Here is a 16,247-nt window from a genome sequence, read left to right as displayed (position 1 = left end):
CCTGACCTCAAACCTCGATCAATTCAAGCCGCCAACGATACTGTAAAAGCCAGGCCCCATCATGGGTTTATTTATGAGGCAGGCAGCATCGATATTCATTCACCCGCAGGCCGGCGCAGCAGACTGATGGCCATCAATCCCAGCATGCCCACGCCCAGCAGCAGCACCGCCCAGAGCCCCCAGCGCTTCCAGTCGCCGCCGGCTGCCGAGGCGGACTGCAGCGGCGTTGTCAGGGTGGACTCTGCCATCAGTTCGGCACGCCCCAGCTGCTGCAGACGCTGTGGCTGATACGCGGGAATCAGGGTGGTCAGCGGCAGGGCCGCCGACTGAACCCCAGCCCGGCCCAGCGCCAGATGATAGGGCGCACTGCCGCGCTGCAGAAACACCAGCTGGCTGGCGCGCACGGCCACCTGCAAGGTCGGCGGCTCGGCTCCCAGCCCACCGCCACGCGGATCCACCTGCAGGCGCAGCTGCTGCACCGGCCAGCCCGGCAACTGCAGTTCATCCTGGCGGATCTCCGCGCCATTTTCCGGCAAGCGATAGAGCAGGCCCTGGGCCAGCGCTCGCCAGGCTCCCTTGCCCTCGCTGCGCCCCGCCACGCGGATAGGGGCCAGGCTGTTGGCCTGGCTGAGTTCGACCTTGAGCCGCTCCAGCGGCAGGGCCAGGGGTAATTGCCACTGATACTCGCCATCCGCGCTGCGCCTGGCCTGCAGCGGCTGCGACCACACCAGCGGAGCCGGGGCCTGCTCGCTGCGCTGGCTGTGCAGAACCGCCGAAGTCAGCTGCGGGGCCTGTTGCGGGTTCTGCCAGAGCAGGCGCAGGTAGCGCGCCCTACGGCCCGGCAGCTCGACCTGGCGCTGCTCGATGCGCTCGCCGTCGAAGGACAGGCGCGCCAACTGCCCCGTCCCCCAGGGTTGCCAGGTTTGCAGGTCATCGCTGGCCTCGATGCTGAAGCGCTGAAAGCCCTCCTGGCCGCCGGCCCAGTCCAGCTGCAGCCGCACCAGGTTCTCATCTATGGCGCTGGCGTCGAGCACCCAGCCGCGCAGCTGCGCCGGTTTCTGCGCAGCGTCCGCCGGCTCCAGCAGCTCTATCAGCGTGCCGCTGGTGCCGCGCTGCACCCGCAGGTTCGGTACGCCAGTGGCGTCGCCCTGCTCGGCATGCAGGGCAAACCAGCGCACCGCCTGTTCGCGCCGGCTGTCGTGCGCCTCGCTCTGCCCCGGAACCAGGGCATAGGCCAGGGCCTGGCCCTCGGCATTGAACACCCGCAGGTCGCGCAGATCGCCGAAGCGGGCGGCGAAATGCAGGGCCATGGGCACCTCCAGGCGGTACCAGGGACCTTCCCCGGACAGCGCAAGGGGCAACTGCACGGCGTAATCCTCAAGGCGCTCCTGAGCCTGGGCCAATGGGCTGAGCAACAGAGCGGCGAGCAGCCCCCAGCCCAGGTAACGCGATTTGACCCTATTCATGCCTGCTCCCGGACTTGCTCGACTTCGGCCTCGGCCTTGCGCGCGGGCAACGGCGCGAAATAGCCGACCACCAACAGCAACACCCCCACCCCGATAAAGGACACGATGCGCTCCAGGCCGCCACGATTGCCCAGCTCGACAAACAACAACTTGGCCACCACCACGGCGATCAGCGCCGCGCCGATCAGCCACAGCTCACGCTGTGCGCGGCGGTTGCCGAGCACCATCAGCGGCAAGGCGATCAGGGTCCAGACGATCGACAGCCCGGCCTGCACCAGCATCGAATCAAGCAGCGCATCCAGGCGATAGGGCACACCTCCCCAATGGTGGGCCGTGCGCATCACCATGGCGGTGAGCAAGGCGAACAGCGAGGCCCCTGCCAGCAGCTGGGTCAGGCCGCGACTGCGCGCGGCGTCCATACCCAGCGCCGGCAAGCCCGTACGCGCCCAGGCAAAGGCAGCGCCGAGGGCGAACAGCAGGCCCAGCTCCAGCGGGTTGAGCAGCGGCAGGTAGGCCAGCGGCTCGGCCTCCCCGGCGCTCGCCACGTTGGCCAGCCAGAACCAGCCGAGCATCAGCAGCGCCAGGGGGGCTGCCGCCAGCACACGGTATTCCCGCGGATAGGCCGCCAGCGGCCAGGGCCACTGACGCGGCAGGGACATCAGCCATAAATAGCCGCTGGGCAGCAGCGCCCAACCCAGCCAGCGCCAGGCGTTGTAATGCTCCGACAGGGCAAAGAACAGGTAGCGCAACTCCAGCGCCAGCACCCCCAGCAGCAACCAGCAGCCCAGCACATGGGCGGCGCTCAGGGCTCCTCCCGGCAGCTGCGCGGCCAGCCGCCGCAGCGACCAGAAGTGCACGGCGAACAGCAGCGCCCAGCCCAGCCAGCCGAAATGCGCCGCCGGCTGATAGTGCAGGTGCCAGGCATGCAGCAGCACCACGCCGGCCAGGGGGATCAGCAGGCAGCACAACAGCGCCAGCTCCGGCCAACGCGCCCGCGGGGCGATCAGGCTGGCCGCCGCCACGCTCAGGGCGGCGACGCCGAGCAGAGCCGCCGCCTGCCAGTCCGGCTCGAGAAAACGCAGCACTTCGCTGCTGAGGGCCAGGGCCCACCAGGCCGCGCCCCATACCAGCAGCAACTGGGCCAGGCCGAGCAGGCTGAAATTGCCCAGGGCAGCGGGCGCTTCGCGGCGCGCCAGTTGCTGCAGACGCCAGGCCCCGACCAGGGCGGCAGTGCCCAGCACCAGCGGCGTCCAGAAATCCACATGGCCCAGCGGGCGCAACCCCTCGCTACCCAGCTGGCCATACAGCAGCGGACTGACACCAAGAAACACCAGGCCCGCCAGGCCCTGCAGCAGCAAGCCGAAGACAAAGCTGGCGCGCTGCTGCAGGTGCAGGCTGAGCCAGATGATCAGCAACCCGCTGCCGCCCCATACCGCGCTGGCCGTGGCCCAGGGCAGGACGAACAGCACCGCCAGGTTGAGAAACACCAGCCCCACCAGCAGCACCAGGGAAAGGCCGCGCAGCAGGCGGCGGTCGGCGCTGACCCGGGGATCGCGCGCCGCCAGCAACATGCCGGCGATCAGGCCCAGGCCGATCAAGGATGAGGTCAGCAGGCCCTGCCAGCCGGCGGCGAAACCGCCACCGCCGGTCAGCGCGTCGCCGGCCATCTGCAGCATAAACACCAGGCCGCCGAGCAGCTGCACGGCGAAGGCGCTGAACAGGAAGCTGCGCGCCGGCAAACGCAGGCCCACCAGCAGGGTCAGCAAACCGGCCACGGCCCAGCTGATGGCCGTGCCCTGAGCGGCAAACAGCAAGGGCGCAATCAGGTAGAGGCCGGCCAGGCCGCTGCAGGCCAACAGCGGCAAGCCGCGCCGCTCCCAGCTGCTGCTCGCCTCGGGCGGGCTGCGGCGCAACTGCCAGTAGCTGAACAACAGCGCCACGCCGAGCATCAGCGCGCCCAGCGGCGCGCCCTCGAGCAGGGTCCGATGGCCACCCTCCAGGCCCATGACAAAGGCCACGGCCGCACCGAATTGCAGCAGCAGGGCGAAGGCCCGTGCCAGCCCGCGCCGCTGACGCAGCCCCAGCCAGTAGATGCCCGCGCCCTCCACCGCCCAGGCCGCCGACGTCCAGCGCGCGTCCAGGCCCAGGGGAATCGCCAGGCTGCCGAACACCACACCCAGGGCCAGGCAGGTTTCCACCAGCAGCGTCGCACGCGCCCCCGTGCGGCCCACCAGCAGCCGTGCCAGCAGCAGGTAGAACAGGCCCAGAGCCAGGGCGCTGAAGGCCGCGGCGAACTCGATATGCTGCACCAGGGCGAACTGCAGGCCGAAGCCCACCAGCGGCGGGCCGAACAGCACGGTGGCATCGATATAGTCGCCCTGGCGCGCCGCCCAGCGCAGCAGCTGATCGCGCGCCTGCGGCGCATCCGCCGCCTCGCGCAGCTTGCGTCGGGCAAACAGCAGGCCGATGGCTACATACATCAGGAAGAACAGCAGCAGGAACGGCTGGGTGCTCCACAGCAGCTCGGGGTTGTAGGAGCGGATGCCCCAGGCGAAGCCGATGCCGAAGGTGCCGACAAAACCGATCAGGTTGAGCAAGCGCCAGGCCTTGAACCAGGCAATGGCGAAGATCCCGGCGTTGAGCAGGGCGAAGTAGCTGAACAGCGCCACATGGTCGCCGCTGCCGGTAGACGTCAGGATCGGCGCGGCGAAACCGCCCAGGGCCGCCGCCGCGGCCAGACCCAGGGCATTCTGCTGCACCGCCAGAATCGCCGAGAACACAGTGACCAGCACCAGCAGGCCCAGGGCCAGCCCCGGGTCGAGCAACGGATGCAGGCGCATGGCGGCAAACACGGTCAGGTACAGTACGGCGATCCCGGTACCCTGCAGCATCAGCGCATAGTTCGGATTGCGCAGGCGCAGCCACCAGCCCAGGCCCAACAGGGCCAGCGCACTGGCGGCCACCCCGGCATAGCGCACCTGCACCGGCACCACCATGCCCTCGGTGGCATAGCGCAACAGAAAGGCCAGGCCGAGAAACAGCAGCACCACCCCCACACGCAGCACGGTATTGCCGCCCAGCAGCCAGTTCTTCGCCGCCCTGAAACCGCGCTCGACCAAGCTCGGCTGACGTGGCGCGGCGGGTTTCCGAGGCTTGGCGGTGCGCTTCGGCTCGGCTGTCTGAGGGGCCGGTTCGGCGGGTTTATCCGGTTCGGCCAGCTCGATGTCCAGGGTCCAGTCCAGCTCCGCCTCGGCGGGTGCTGCACTGGCCGGCTGCGCCTGGGCGGGCTGCGTCGGCACGGGTTCGGCAGCAGCGGCTGGCTCGGCAGTCGGCGGCGGCACCTCGCTGGTCGTGGCAGCCTGCTGCTCCAGCTTCAACAGGCGCTCATAGAGAGCGGCCGTGCCCTGTTCGAAGCGCTGGGCAAAGGTCTTGAGCTGGGCCTGCAGCGCCGCATTCTCGCGCGCCAGCCCGTGCAACCTGAGCGCCTGACCTAGCCCCAGGCCAAGCAGCGCACCGAGCAGCGAGGCGGTCAGCGTTTCATCCGCCACAGCCCCGAGCACCAAGCCGACCAGCATCAAGATCCATTGCATGCAGTGCATTCCCAATCAGCTAAACCCGAACATTCCCTGCCCTCGCAGCGGGCGCGAACTGGCAGCAGTATAGGAGCCCGCCCCACGCATACCCAGAGAGACGAATGCCGCACGCATCACAGCACAGTTAGAAAGTGCCCGAGGGGGGCCTGGCCTGGATGGCAGCCATAAACAATGCCCTCGCGCCAGCCGCACAGAATATGACCAGCCGGCAGATAGTCATTCACAAATGCGCCAGGCTCGCTATCATCGCCCGCCGCCTAACCGACGCACGCCTGCCCCCGATGAAAAACAACCTGATCGCCGCCGCCGAACTCGACCGCCTGGACACCTGGGCCAAATACACCGCCGATATGTGCCACAGCTGCATGTCCAGCTGCTGCACCCTGCCGGTGGAGGTGCGCCTGAACGACCTGATCCGCATCGGCGTGGTGGACGAATTCGAGCGCAGCGAGCCGGCCAAGAACATTGCCAAGCGCCTGCAGAAGGAGGGCCTGGTGGAACGCTTCCACCAGAAGTCGGGGATCTTCACCCTGACCCGCATGAGCAACAACGACTGCTACTACCTGGACCGCAAGACCCGCCTGTGCACCATCTACGACAAGCGCCCGGACACCTGCCGCAACCACCCCAAGATCGGCCCGCGGCCGGGTTACTGCGCCTACAAGCCGAAAAGCTAAGGCGACTCGATCACAACAGCCTCGCGGCAATGCGACACATACAAGGCGGGCGCAACTCTCGCTAGACTGGCCGGCCAGGCCAGCCGCACAAGATAGCCGCGCATGAATTCGCCCCAACCGCATACGCCCAGCAGCCAGCATGGCCTGCGCTTCCACCCGGAACGCGAGGCCCTGTTCAACGAGTTGCACACCCGCCCCTTTCCGGTCCTGTCGACGCCTTCGCGCCTGACGCAACTGGTGCTGCTGCCCGACACCCAGCAGGCGGACGCCGAATACCAGCACCTGCTGCGCCTGTGCGAACGCCACGCGGTGCTGCCGCCGGCACCGCACTCCTCCTGCTATTACCAGGACTTCGGCGGCTTCGAACTGCGCTGGGAACGCCATACCGAATTCTCCACCTACACCCTGGTGAGCAAGCAGGTACAAGGTGCGCCCTTTAGCCAGGATGCCCTGGCGCTGCTGCCGGAACACTGGCTGCAGCAGCTGCCCGGGCAACTGCTCAGCTGCAACCACCTGGAAATCATCGCCGCCCCGGAAACGCAGCCGAGCCCGGACGAGATGCGCATGCACTTCGAAGGCCAGCGCCTGATCAGTTCCAGCGTCAGCGACGGCCAGGCACGCCTGTGGAGCGCCTATCGCATCCACAGCGATGGCAGCGGCCGCCTGCTGATCCACAACCGCGGCCTCAACCCCTGCCAGAGCGGGCGCCTGGTGCGCACCCTGCTGGAGATGGAAACCTACCGCATGATGCTGCTTCTGGCCCTGCCCCAGGCCAAGGCCATCGCCCCGCAGATCAAGGAGATGGAACAGCAGCTGGCCGCGGCCATCCAGCAGATCAACCAAATCGGCGACCTCGGCGACGAACGCCGCCTGCTCGGCGAGCTGGGCAGCCTGGCGGCCCGGGTCGAGCAGCTGATCGCCGCGCACAACTTCCGTTTCTCCGCCAGCCGCGCCTATTACGAGCTGATCATCAATCGCCTGGGCGAGTTGCGCGAACAGGAATGTCCCGGCCTGCAGACCTTCAGCGAGTTTCTCCAGCGCCGCCTGACCCCGGCCTGGCGCACCAGCGAGGCCGCCGAACAAGACCTCGACGACCTAGCGCGACGCATCGACAGGGCCAGCGAGCTGCTGCGCACCCGTATCGACCTGACCATCGAAACCCAGAACCAGCAGCTGATGCAGGCCATGGACAAGCGCAGCCACCTGCAGCTGCGCCTGCAACAGACGGTGGAAGGCCTGTCGGTGGCGGCCATCAGCTATTACCTGGTGGGCCTGTGCAAATACCTGGCAGAATCGGCCAAGGCCCTCGGCCTGATCGACAGCAGCACCCTGGCCACCGGCATCGCCGTGCCCGTGTGCGTGACCGCGGTATGGCTGGGCATGCGCCGGCTCAAGCGCAGCCTGCACCTGCCCGGCGAATCCGGCTAGCCGGCCATGATGGCCCCCAGCGGCACCACGGAACCCAGCATGATCCAGGCCGACGACTTCCCCGATGACGCCCAGCAGAGCGAGCGCACCCGCGCCACGGTGATGCGCTACCACTTAAGCTGGAAGGACCGCGACCTCGATGCGGTGATGGCGCTGTATCACCCGGATATCCAGTACCACGACTTCTTCCAGCAGCGCTGCATGGGCTTTGCCGAACTGCGCGAGTACGTGCGCAACAACCTGCCGCGCCAGCCCGGCGAGGCGCTGGAGCACAGCGACCGCATCCGTATCGACGGCCACACCGCGTTTATCCAGTACCGCATCCGCCTGCAGGGCAGTGACGGCCTGCTGGCGTTTCACACCGGCGAGGCGATCACCGTGCGCGATGGCCTGATCTGGCGTATCCATGAGTACGCCACGCTGATGCGCGAAGAACGCGAGCCGGCCTCTGCCGGCGACTCACGCCCGGCGCTCAGCCGCCTCGGCCTCAGCGCCCGCCAGCTGGGCCTGTTGGCGCAGGATCTGGAAGAGTTTATGCAGCGCGACCAGGCCTACCTCGACCCACAGCTCAGCCTGCAGCAGGTCGCCGCCGCCACCGGCTACAGCCGCAACCAGATCTCCCACCTGCTCAACCAGGTGCTCGGTCAGAGCTTCTACCGCTATATCAACCACAAGCGCCTGCAGCACCTGCTCGCCAGGCTGGACGCCGGCAACGACCTGCAGCGCATCGACGACCTGGCCTTCGCCGCCGGCTTCAATTCGCTGTCGGCCTTCTACAGCTGCTTCCGCCGGTATACCGGGCTGTCGCCCAAGGCCTACCTCAAGCAGATTTCCTTGCGGGCCCGCACACACGACAAGCCCTGATCCGCCTCACTAATCTCTGCGCATCCCATTACCTGCCGGAGATCGACGATGAGCCCATGGCGCTCCCTCAGCCTGTGGATGGATCAGCTGGACGAACCGCTGACCGCCCGCCCGGCGCTGACCGCCGACCTGCACGCCGACGTGGCGATCATCGGCGCGGGCTACACCGGACTGTGGACCGCCTATTACCTCAAGCGCCAGGCCCCGCAACTGCGCATCGTTATCCTCGAAGGCGAGATTGCAGGCTTCGGCGCATCCGGGCGCAACGGCGGCTGGCTGATGGGCAACCTGCTCGGCGAGGATCGCCTGCTCGCCGAGCAGCCCAGCGCCGCGCGCCGGAACGCCTATGCGCTGCTGCACGGAATTCCCGATGAAGTCGCCAGCGTGCTGGCCCGCGAAGGCATCGCCTGCGATTACCGCAAGGGCGGCGTGCTCTATTGTGCCGCGCGCTACCCCGAGCAGCTGACCAGCCTGCAGCAGCATCTGCTCGAACTGCGCGCCCTGGGCCTGGGCGAGGACGCCTACCGCTGGTTAAGCGCCAACGAACTGCGCCAGCAACTCAGGCTGAACAATGCCTACGGCGCGATCCACGCCAGCCACTGCGCCACCATTCAGCCAGCCAAGCTGGTGCGCGGCCTGGCCCGCTGCGTGCAAGCCATGGGCGTGGAACTGTACGAACAGAGCCGAGTAATCGACTGGCAAACCGGCCAGGTGCGCACCGCCAGCGGCAGCGTGCGCGCCGACTGGATAGTCCCGGCCGTGGAAGGCTACGCCGCCAGCCTGCCGCCCCTGGGCAAGCATCAGTTGCCGGTGCAGAGCCTGCTGGTGGCCACCGAGCCGCTGCCCAAGGACGTCTGGGCCGACATCGGCCTGGAGCGCGGCCAGGCTTTTAGCGAAAGCAGCCGCCAGGTCACCTACGGCCAGCGCAGCGCCGACGACCGCCTGGTGTTCGGTGCCCGCGGCGGCTACCGCTTCGGCGGCCAGTTGCGTACCGATTTCAATCTCAGCGAGGACGAACGCGGCCTGCGCCGCTACCTGTTCGGCGAACTCTTCCCGCAGCTCAAGCAGGTGCGCATCAGCCACGCCTGGGGCGGCAACCTGGGCATGGCGCGGCGCTTTCGTCCGCACATGCTGGTGGACCGCAAAAACGGCATCGCCCTGTCCGGCGGTTACGGCGGTGAAGGCGTGGGCGCAAGCAACCTCGGCGGACGCACCCTGGCCGACCTGATTCTGAACCAGCACAGCGAGCTGACCCGCCAGCCCTGGGTGCTCGGCGACCAGCCACTCAACCGCCTGCCGCGCTGGGAGCCGGAACCGCTGCGCTGGCTGGGCTACAACGCGATCATCCAGAGCTTTGCCTTTGAGGACCGCGTGCTGGCCAACCCGCACAGCCCACCCTGGCGTCGGCAACTGGCCGCTGGCCTGGCCGGCACCATGGAAAAATTCATGCGCTAACGGAGAGACACATGAGCATCGAACACTTCAGCAACACCGCCCAACAGACCCTGGCCGACGTCAGCCTGGTCGCCGTGCCGCTCGGCGAGCCGGTGGCGATCACCAGCAGCCTGGGCATCGAACAGGCCGACGGCGTCGCCGCCGGCATCTGGGAATGCACGCCGGGGCGCTGGCGGCGGCAGATCGCCCAGCAGGAGTTCTGCCACTTTATCGCCGGGCGCTGCACCTTCACCCCGGACGGCGGCGAGCCCATGCAGATCCAGGCCGGCGATGCCCTGCTGCTACCGGCCAATACCTTCGGCATCTGGGATATCCAGGAGACCGTGCGCAAGAGCTTCGTCCTGCTCAAGTAACCCTGCTAAACGCCCTCGCTTTAACTGCCACTTCGACAACACCGATAAAAACGATGAGGTACTCCCATGCTGAAAAAACTGCTTCCCCTGCTGCTGCTCAGCAGCGTCAGCCAGGCCGCGGAAACCGTGCGCATCTACAACTGGACCGATTACATCGCCCCCGACACCCTCAAGCAGTTCGAGCAAGGCAGCGGCATCAGCAGCCACTACGACGTCTACGACAGCAACGAAACCCTGGATGCCAAACTCATGGCCGGGCGCTCGGGCTATGACGTGGTGTTCCCGTCCAACCACTATATGGCGCGGCAGATCCAGGGCGGCGCGCTGAAGAAGCTCGACAAGAGCCGCCTGCCCGGCTGGAGCAACCTCAATCCGATCCTGATGAAAGCCCTGGAAACCAACGACCCCGGCAACCAGTACGGTTTTCCCTACCTGTGGGGCAGCACCGGGATCGGCTATAACGTCGCCAAGGTGCGCGAAGTGCTCGGCGAGGATGTGCCACTCGACTCCTGGGACCTGATCTTCAAGCCAGAACACCTGGCCAAGCTCAGCCAGTGCGGTGTGGCGATTCTCGATAACGGCCCCGAGATGCTGCCCATCGCCCTGCACTACTTGGGGCTACCGCATCACAGCAAGAACCCAGAAGACTACAAGAAGGCCGAAGCCCTGCTGATGGAGATGCGCAAGAACGTCAGCTACTTCCACTCATCGAAATACGTCGGCGATCTGGCCAATGGCGATATCTGCCTCGCGGTGGGCTTTTCCGGCGACATCATGCAGGCCGGCAACCGCGCCAGCGAAGCGGGCAATGGCATCGCCATCCACTACGTGATCCCCAAGGAAGGCACACCGATCTGGTTCGACATGGTGAGCATGCCGGTCGACAGCAACAACGAGCAGGCCGCCTACGCCTTTATGAATTACCTGCTGCAACCCGAGGTGATCGCGCAGATCACCAACCATGTGCAATATGCCAACGGCAACAGCGCCGCCGACGCCCTGATCGAGCCCAGGCTGAAAGCCGATGCCACCGTCTACCCGCCGCAGGAGGCAATGGACAACCTCTACGCCCTGGAGGCCATGCCATTGAAGATCGATCGCGTGCGCACGCGCCTCTGGAGCAAGGTCAAGAGCGGGATCTGACGCTGCCACAACACTGAATCCAAACCAATAAAAAGCCCCCGCAGGCTCTCGCCGGCGGGGGCTTTTCAGTCAGCTAGAACTGGATCAGTTCTTGGCTTTCTTGGCAGCGCGGGTGCGCTCGCCTTCGTCGAGGATCTTCTTGCGCAGACGGATCGACTTAGGTGTGACTTCGCACAGCTCGTCGTCCTGGATGAATTCCAGAGCCTGTTCCAGGGTGAACTTCACCGGTGGAACCAGAGCAATGGTTTCGTCCTTGCCGGAAGCACGCATGTTGTCGAGCTTCTTGCCTTTGGTTGGGTTCACACCCATGTCGTTGTCACGGCTGTTCAGACCGACGATCTGACCGTTGTAGATTTCCTGGCCGTGCTCGACGAACAGCTTGCCGCGCGCCTGCAGAGTTTCCAGGGAGTAGGTCAGCGCCTTGCCGGTTTCTACCGATACCAGAACACCGTTCTGACGGCCGGACATGTCACCGGACTTCATGGTGTCGTAGCGATCGAAGATCGAGGTCAGGATGCCAGCACCGTTGGTCAGGGTCAGGAACTGGTTACGGAAACCGATCAGACCACGAGCAGGGATGTTGTATTCCAGACGCACACGGCCCTTGCCATCCGGCACCATGTTGGTCAGGTCGCCCTTACGCAGGCCCATCTCTTCCATGACCTTGCCCTGGGATTCTTCCGGGGTGTCGATGGTGACGTTCTCGAAGGGTTCCTGCTTGACGCCGTCAACCTGACGGATGATCACTTCCGGACGACCCACACCCATTTCGAAGCCTTCGCGACGCATGGTTTCGATCAGTACCGAGAGGTGCAGCTCACCACGGCCGGAGACCTTGAACTTGTCGGCGCTGTCGCCTTCTTCGACACGCAGGGCCACGTTGTACAGCAGCTCCTTGTCCAGACGCTCCTTGATGTTGCGGCTGGTGACGAACTTGCCTTCCTTACCGCAGAACGGCGAATCGTTGACCTGGAAGGTCATGGATACGGTCGGCTCGTCGACGGTCAGCGGCTTCATCGCCTCGACATGGTTGATGTCGCACAGGGTGTCGGAGATGAACAGCGAGTCCATACCGCTGACGCAGACGATGTCGCCAGCAGTGGCCTCTTCGACGTCGATGCGGTGCAGGCCGTGGTGACCCATCAGCTTGAGGATACGACCGTTGCGCTTCTTGCCGTCGGCGTCGATGGCGATCACCGGGGTGTTCGGCTTGACGCGACCACGGGCGATACGGCCAACGCCGATAATGCCGAGGAAGCTGTTGTAGTCCAGTGCGGAAATTTGCATCTGGAACGGACCGTCGATATCAACCTGGGGGGACGGCACGTTGTCGACGATGGACTGGTACAGCGGGGTCATGTCTTCGGCCATGTCGGTGTGATCCAGACCGGCAATGCCGTTCAGGGCCGAGGCGTAAACGACCTGGAAGTCCAACTGCTCTTCGGTGGCACCGAGGTTGTCGAACAGGTCGAAGATCTGGTCCAGAACCCAGTCCGGACGTGCGCCTGGACGGTCAACTTTGTTGATTACCACGATTGGACGCAGGCCGGCTTCGAAGGCCTTCTTGGTCACGAAACGGGTTTGCGGCATCGGGCCGTCTTGGGCGTCGACCAGCAGCAGTACGGAGTCAACCATCGACATCACGCGCTCAACTTCACCGCCGAAGTCGGCGTGGCCGGGGGTGTCGACGATGTTGATGTGGTAGCCGTTCCAGTTGATCGCGGTGTTCTTGGCGAGAATGGTAATGCCGCGCTCTTTTTCCTGGTCGTTGCTGTCCATCACGCGCTCGTCGTTGAGCTCGCCGCGCTCGAGGGTGCCGGACTGACGCAGGAGTTTGTCTACCAGGGTGGTCTTACCATGGTCAACGTGGGCAATGATGGCGATGTTGCGTAGATTTTCGATCACTTGTGTATCTCGATCAGAGGATTCGGTGTGCCGCTTAGTCTAGGCGGCGGATATTAACTAATTGCGATTTCTGCCAGGCGGCGTACCAGCACTGTGGCTGTTACGCCGCCTGTGGGTCGGGAGGGCGATGGCGGATGCTGCCGCCATTCAACCCGGGCGTCTTATGCCGGACGATAAACGCGCACATTGGCATGCCCCTCGCTGAGCAGATGGTGGGCATGCAAACGGCTCATCACGCCTTTGTCGCAATACAGCAGGTATTGGCGATTGGCATCCAGCTCTTTGAAGCGGCTGTTCAGGGCATAGAACGGCAGCGTTTGCACTTCGATACCGGGCAGCTCGAGAGGCTGCTCTTCGGCGTTATCCGGGTGACGGATGTCGATGATGACATGACTGGCCAGGGCTTCGCTGACTTCCTCGACCTTGACGTCCTTGCCCAGCTCATCGATCACCTTGTCGATCGGCAGCAGGGTCGCCCGCTCCAGGGCGCGCTCGAGGACGGCCATATCGAACTGGCGCTCCTCGTGTTCGATCCGGTCCTTCTTCGCCCGGGTGGTCGGGTTCACCGAGATCACGCCGCAGTACTCGGGCATGTGCTTGGCGAACTCGGCGGTGCCGATCTGGTTGGCGGTGTTGATGATGTCCTGCTTGTGGCTGGCGATCAGCGGGCGCAGCACCAGCATGTCGGTGGCCGAATCGATCACCGAGAGGTTGGGCAGGGTCTGACTGGACACCTGGGAAATCGCCTCGCCGGTAACCAGGGCATTGATCTGCAACTGCTCGGCCATCCGTGTGGAGGCGCGTAGCATCATGCGCTTCAAGATCACGCCCATCTGGCTGTTGTCGACCTTGCCGAGAATCTCGCCGAGCACTTCCTCGAACGGCACGCTGATAAACAGCACGCGCTGCGAGCTGCCGAATTTCTGCCAGAGGTAATGCGCCACTTCCATCACGCCCAGCTCGTGGGCACGGCCACCGAGGTTGAAGAAGCAGAAGTGGGTGACCAGGCCGCGACGCATCATTTGATAAGCGGCGACTGTGGAATCGAAGCCGCCGCTCATCAGCACCAGGGTCTGCTCCAGCGAACCCAGCGGGTAACCGCCCAGGCCTTCGTGCTGGTTATGAATGACGAACAGGCGCTGGTCGCGGATTTCCATGCGCACTTCGACTTGCGGCTGCTTCAGGTCGATCCCGGCCGCGCCGCACTGCTGGCGCAGCTGGCTGCCCACATAGCGCTCGATATCCATGGAGCTGAAGGCATGCTTGCCGGCGCGCTTGCAGCGTACGGCGAAGATCTTTCCCGGCAGCTGCTCGGCGAAGTGCAGCTTGCATTTTTCCAGCACATCGTCGAAATCGCCCAGGGGATATTCATCGACCTGGAGGAAATGGGTGATGCCCGGGGTGCAGCGCAAGCGCTCGATCATCGCCTGCAGGGTCTTCGGCTCACTGACCTGGGTTTCGACTTCCAGGTTGTCCCACACGCCACTGACCAGCACCTGCGGATCGAGCTCACGCAAAACCGAACGAATATTCTTCGCCAGCTGCCGGATAAAATGCTTACGCACCGGCCGGCTCTTGATGGTGATTTCCGGGAAGACTTTAACGATCAGTTTCATGAAAACGAGTAGCGCCGCAGCGGCCAAAAAAACAGGGGCGCGGATTATAGCGGAAATTGCTCAAGCTTTGATCAAAAACCTACAACACTTAACAAGCCGCACCATTTAAGTGCGCGCAACAAATACGCCGCCCCATACTGGTGCAAATATTTCCCTGCCGTACAGTCACAGCCCCCGCCAGCCCTGAGTTTCAGGGCATGCACCCATTCCTGTGCACTGGCATGCAATTTGCTCCCTTGTGAGGCAGGTTGCCCTGGAGGACTATCCCGCCGGGCTGCACCGTACTATTGAGGGCTCATCATTCCGAGCCTTGGCCATCTGGAGGACAGCATGTCGAAGTCGATTCAACTGATTAAAGAACACGACGTGAAGTGGGTTGACCTGCGCTTCACCGACACCAAGGGCAAACAGCACCACGTGACCATGCCGGCCCGTGACGCCCTGGACGACGAATTTTTCGAGCACGGCAAAATGTTCGACGGCTCCTCCATTCATGGCTGGAAAGGCATCGAAGCCTCCGACATGATCCTGATGCCGGTCGACGATACCGCCGTTCTCGACCCGTTCACCGAAGAGCCGACCCTGATCCTGGTCTGCGACATCGTCGAGCCGAGCACCATGCAGGGCTACGACCGCGACCCGCGCTCGATCGCCAAGCGCGCCGAAGAATTCCTGAAAAGCACCGGCATCGGCGACACCGTATTCGTCGGCCCGGAGCCCGAGTTCTTCATCTTCGACGAAGTGAAGTTCAAGTCCGACATCTCCGGCTCGATGTTCAAGATCTTCTCCGAGCAGGGTTCCTGGAACACCGACGCCGACATCGAAGGCGGCAACAAGGGCCACCGCCCAGCCGTCAAAGGCGGGTACTTCCCGGTTCCGCCGTGCGACCACGACCACGAAATCCGTACTGCCATGTGTAATGCCATGGAAGAAATGGGCCTGGTCATCGAAGTGCACCACCACGAAGTGGCGACTGCCGGCCAGAACGAAATCGGCGTGAAGTTCAACACCCTGGTAGCCAAGGCTGACGAAGTTCAGACCCTGAAGTACTGCGTACACAACGTGGCCGATGCCTATGGCAAGACCGCTACCTTTATGCCTAAGCCGCTGTACGGCGACAACGGCTCGGGTATGCACGTACACATGTCCATCAGCAAAGATGGCAAGAACACCTTCTCCGGCGAAGGCTATGCCGGTCTGTCCGATACCGCCCTGTACTTCATCGGCGGCATCATCAAGCACGGCAAGGCGCTGAACGGCTTCACCAACCCGTCGACCAACTCCTACAAGCGTCTGGTCCCGGGCTTCGAAGCCCCGGTCATGCTGGCCTACTCGGCCCGCAACCGTTCCGCCTCGATCCGTATTCCGTACGTGTCCAGCCCGAAAGCCCGCCGCATCGAGGCGCGCTTCCCGGATCCGGCTGCCAACCCCTACCTGGCCTTCGCCGCGCTGCTGATGGCCGGCCTGGACGGCATCCAGAACAAGATCCACCCTGGCGATGCAGCCGACAAGAACCTGTACGACCTGCCGCCGGAAGAAGGCAAGCTGATCCCGCAGGTGTGCGGCAGCCTGAAAGAAGCCCTGGAAGAGCTGGACAAGGGCCGCGCGTTCCTGACCAAGGGCGGCGTGTTCTCCGACGACTTTATCGATGCCTACATCGAGCTGAAGTCCGAAGAAGAAATCAAGGTTCGCACCTTCGTCCACCCGCTGGAATACGACCTGTACTACAGCGTCTAATCCCGCACGC

Annotated in this window: 11 protein-coding genes; 7 read left to right on the top strand and 4 right to left on the bottom strand. The window is 64.5% G+C overall.

Going from position 1 to position 16,247, the window contains the following annotated elements; genetic code table 11:
- Nucleotides 1–95 precede the first annotated feature (95 nt).
- Together AACY13_RS01405 and AACY13_RS01400 are read right to left on the bottom strand one after the other, a co-directional pair.
- Nucleotides 96–1,466 (bottom strand): DUF3999 domain-containing protein, encoded by a 1,371-nt coding sequence (locus AACY13_RS01405; RefSeq protein ID WP_339458654.1) that lies wholly within the window; start codon nt 1,464–1,466, stop codon nt 96–98.
- Entirely contained in the window at nt 1,463–5,056 is a 3,594-nt protein-coding gene (locus AACY13_RS01400) for a DUF2339 domain-containing protein (protein ID WP_339458652.1), read from the bottom strand. Before AACY13_RS01400 ends, AACY13_RS01405 begins: the two co-directional genes overlap by 4 nt.
- A 284-nt stretch (nt 5,057–5,340) precedes the next feature.
- On the opposite strand from AACY13_RS01400, the gene AACY13_RS01395 reads away from it, so the two are divergent.
- From AACY13_RS01395 to AACY13_RS01370, 6 genes are all read left to right on the top strand, one after another.
- A complete protein-coding gene (locus AACY13_RS01395; protein ID WP_339458650.1) occupies nt 5,341–5,736 on the top strand; it encodes a YkgJ family cysteine cluster protein in 396 nt (131 codons plus the stop codon).
- A gap of 102 nt (nt 5,737–5,838) precedes the next feature.
- Nucleotides 5,839–7,164: a DUF3422 family protein gene (locus tag AACY13_RS01390; protein ID WP_339458647.1), complete on the top strand. Its 1,326-nt coding sequence runs from the start codon at nt 5,839–5,841 to the stop codon at nt 7,162–7,164.
- Between the two features lie 42 nt (nt 7,165–7,206).
- Entirely contained in the window at nt 7,207–8,028 is an 822-nt protein-coding gene (locus AACY13_RS01385; RefSeq protein WP_445262527.1) for a helix-turn-helix domain-containing protein, read from the top strand.
- A 48-nt stretch (nt 8,029–8,076) separates the two neighbouring features.
- Nucleotides 8,077–9,483, top strand: a complete 1,407-nt coding sequence (locus tag AACY13_RS01380) for an NAD(P)/FAD-dependent oxidoreductase (RefSeq protein WP_339458643.1) — start codon at nt 8,077–8,079, stop codon at nt 9,481–9,483.
- An 11-nt stretch (nt 9,484–9,494) separates the two neighbouring features.
- The gene (locus AACY13_RS01375; protein WP_339458642.1) at nt 9,495–9,836 is read left to right on the top strand and encodes a cupin domain-containing protein; all 342 of its coding nucleotides are present in this window, start codon (nt 9,495–9,497) and stop codon (nt 9,834–9,836) included.
- A gap of 66 nt (nt 9,837–9,902) precedes the next feature.
- Complete coding sequence (locus AACY13_RS01370) at nt 9,903–10,979, top strand: polyamine ABC transporter substrate-binding protein (RefSeq protein ID WP_339458639.1); 1,077 nt, start codon at nt 9,903–9,905, stop codon at nt 10,977–10,979.
- Nucleotides 10,980–11,063: 84 nt separating this feature from the next.
- Here AACY13_RS01370 and typA read toward each other — a convergent pair whose 3' ends face one another.
- Together typA and thiI are read right to left on the bottom strand one after the other, a co-directional pair.
- Nucleotides 11,064–12,884 (bottom strand): translational GTPase TypA, encoded by a 1,821-nt coding sequence (gene typA / locus AACY13_RS01365; protein ID WP_339458636.1) that lies wholly within the window; start codon nt 12,882–12,884, stop codon nt 11,064–11,066.
- Nucleotides 12,885–13,045: 161 nt separating this feature from the next.
- Nucleotides 13,046–14,500, bottom strand: a complete 1,455-nt coding sequence (thiI, locus tag AACY13_RS01360) for a tRNA uracil 4-sulfurtransferase ThiI (RefSeq protein WP_339458633.1) — start codon at nt 14,498–14,500, stop codon at nt 13,046–13,048.
- A 330-nt stretch (nt 14,501–14,830) separates the two neighbouring features.
- Between thiI and glnA the strand changes: the two genes are divergently transcribed.
- A complete protein-coding gene (glnA, locus tag AACY13_RS01355) occupies nt 14,831–16,237 on the top strand; it encodes a glutamate--ammonia ligase (protein WP_339458631.1) in 1,407 nt (468 codons plus the stop codon).
- Nucleotides 16,238–16,247 lie beyond the last annotated feature (10 nt).

This window comes from Pseudomonas sp. EA_105y_Pfl2_R69, from assembly GCF_963970915.1.
GTDB lineage: Bacteria > Pseudomonadota > Gammaproteobacteria > Pseudomonadales > Pseudomonadaceae > Aquipseudomonas.
This window is presented reverse-complemented; position numbering and strand designations above follow the sequence as displayed.

What these genes read in the sequence shown, in the direction of transcription:
- AACY13_RS01405 (WP_339458654.1), bottom strand. Translation starts at nt 1,466, where the DNA reads ATGAATAGGGTCAAATCGCGTTACCTGGGCTGGGGGCTGCTCGCCGCT.
- AACY13_RS01400 (WP_339458652.1), bottom strand. Translation starts at nt 5,056, where the DNA reads ATGCAATGGATCTTGATGCTGGTCGGCTTGGTGCTCGGGGCTGTGGCG.
- AACY13_RS01395 (WP_339458650.1), top strand. Translation starts at nt 5,341, where the DNA reads ATGAAAAACAACCTGATCGCCGCCGCCGAACTCGACCGCCTGGACACC.
- AACY13_RS01390 (WP_339458647.1), top strand. Translation starts at nt 5,839, where the DNA reads ATGAATTCGCCCCAACCGCATACGCCCAGCAGCCAGCATGGCCTGCGC.
- AACY13_RS01380 (WP_339458643.1), top strand. Translation starts at nt 8,077, where the DNA reads ATGAGCCCATGGCGCTCCCTCAGCCTGTGGATGGATCAGCTGGACGAA.
- AACY13_RS01375 (WP_339458642.1), top strand. Translation starts at nt 9,495, where the DNA reads ATGAGCATCGAACACTTCAGCAACACCGCCCAACAGACCCTGGCCGAC.
- AACY13_RS01370 (WP_339458639.1), top strand. Translation starts at nt 9,903, where the DNA reads ATGCTGAAAAAACTGCTTCCCCTGCTGCTGCTCAGCAGCGTCAGCCAG.
- thiI (WP_339458633.1), bottom strand. Translation starts at nt 14,500, where the DNA reads ATGAAACTGATCGTTAAAGTCTTCCCGGAAATCACCATCAAGAGCCGG.
- glnA (WP_339458631.1), top strand. Translation starts at nt 14,831, where the DNA reads ATGTCGAAGTCGATTCAACTGATTAAAGAACACGACGTGAAGTGGGTT.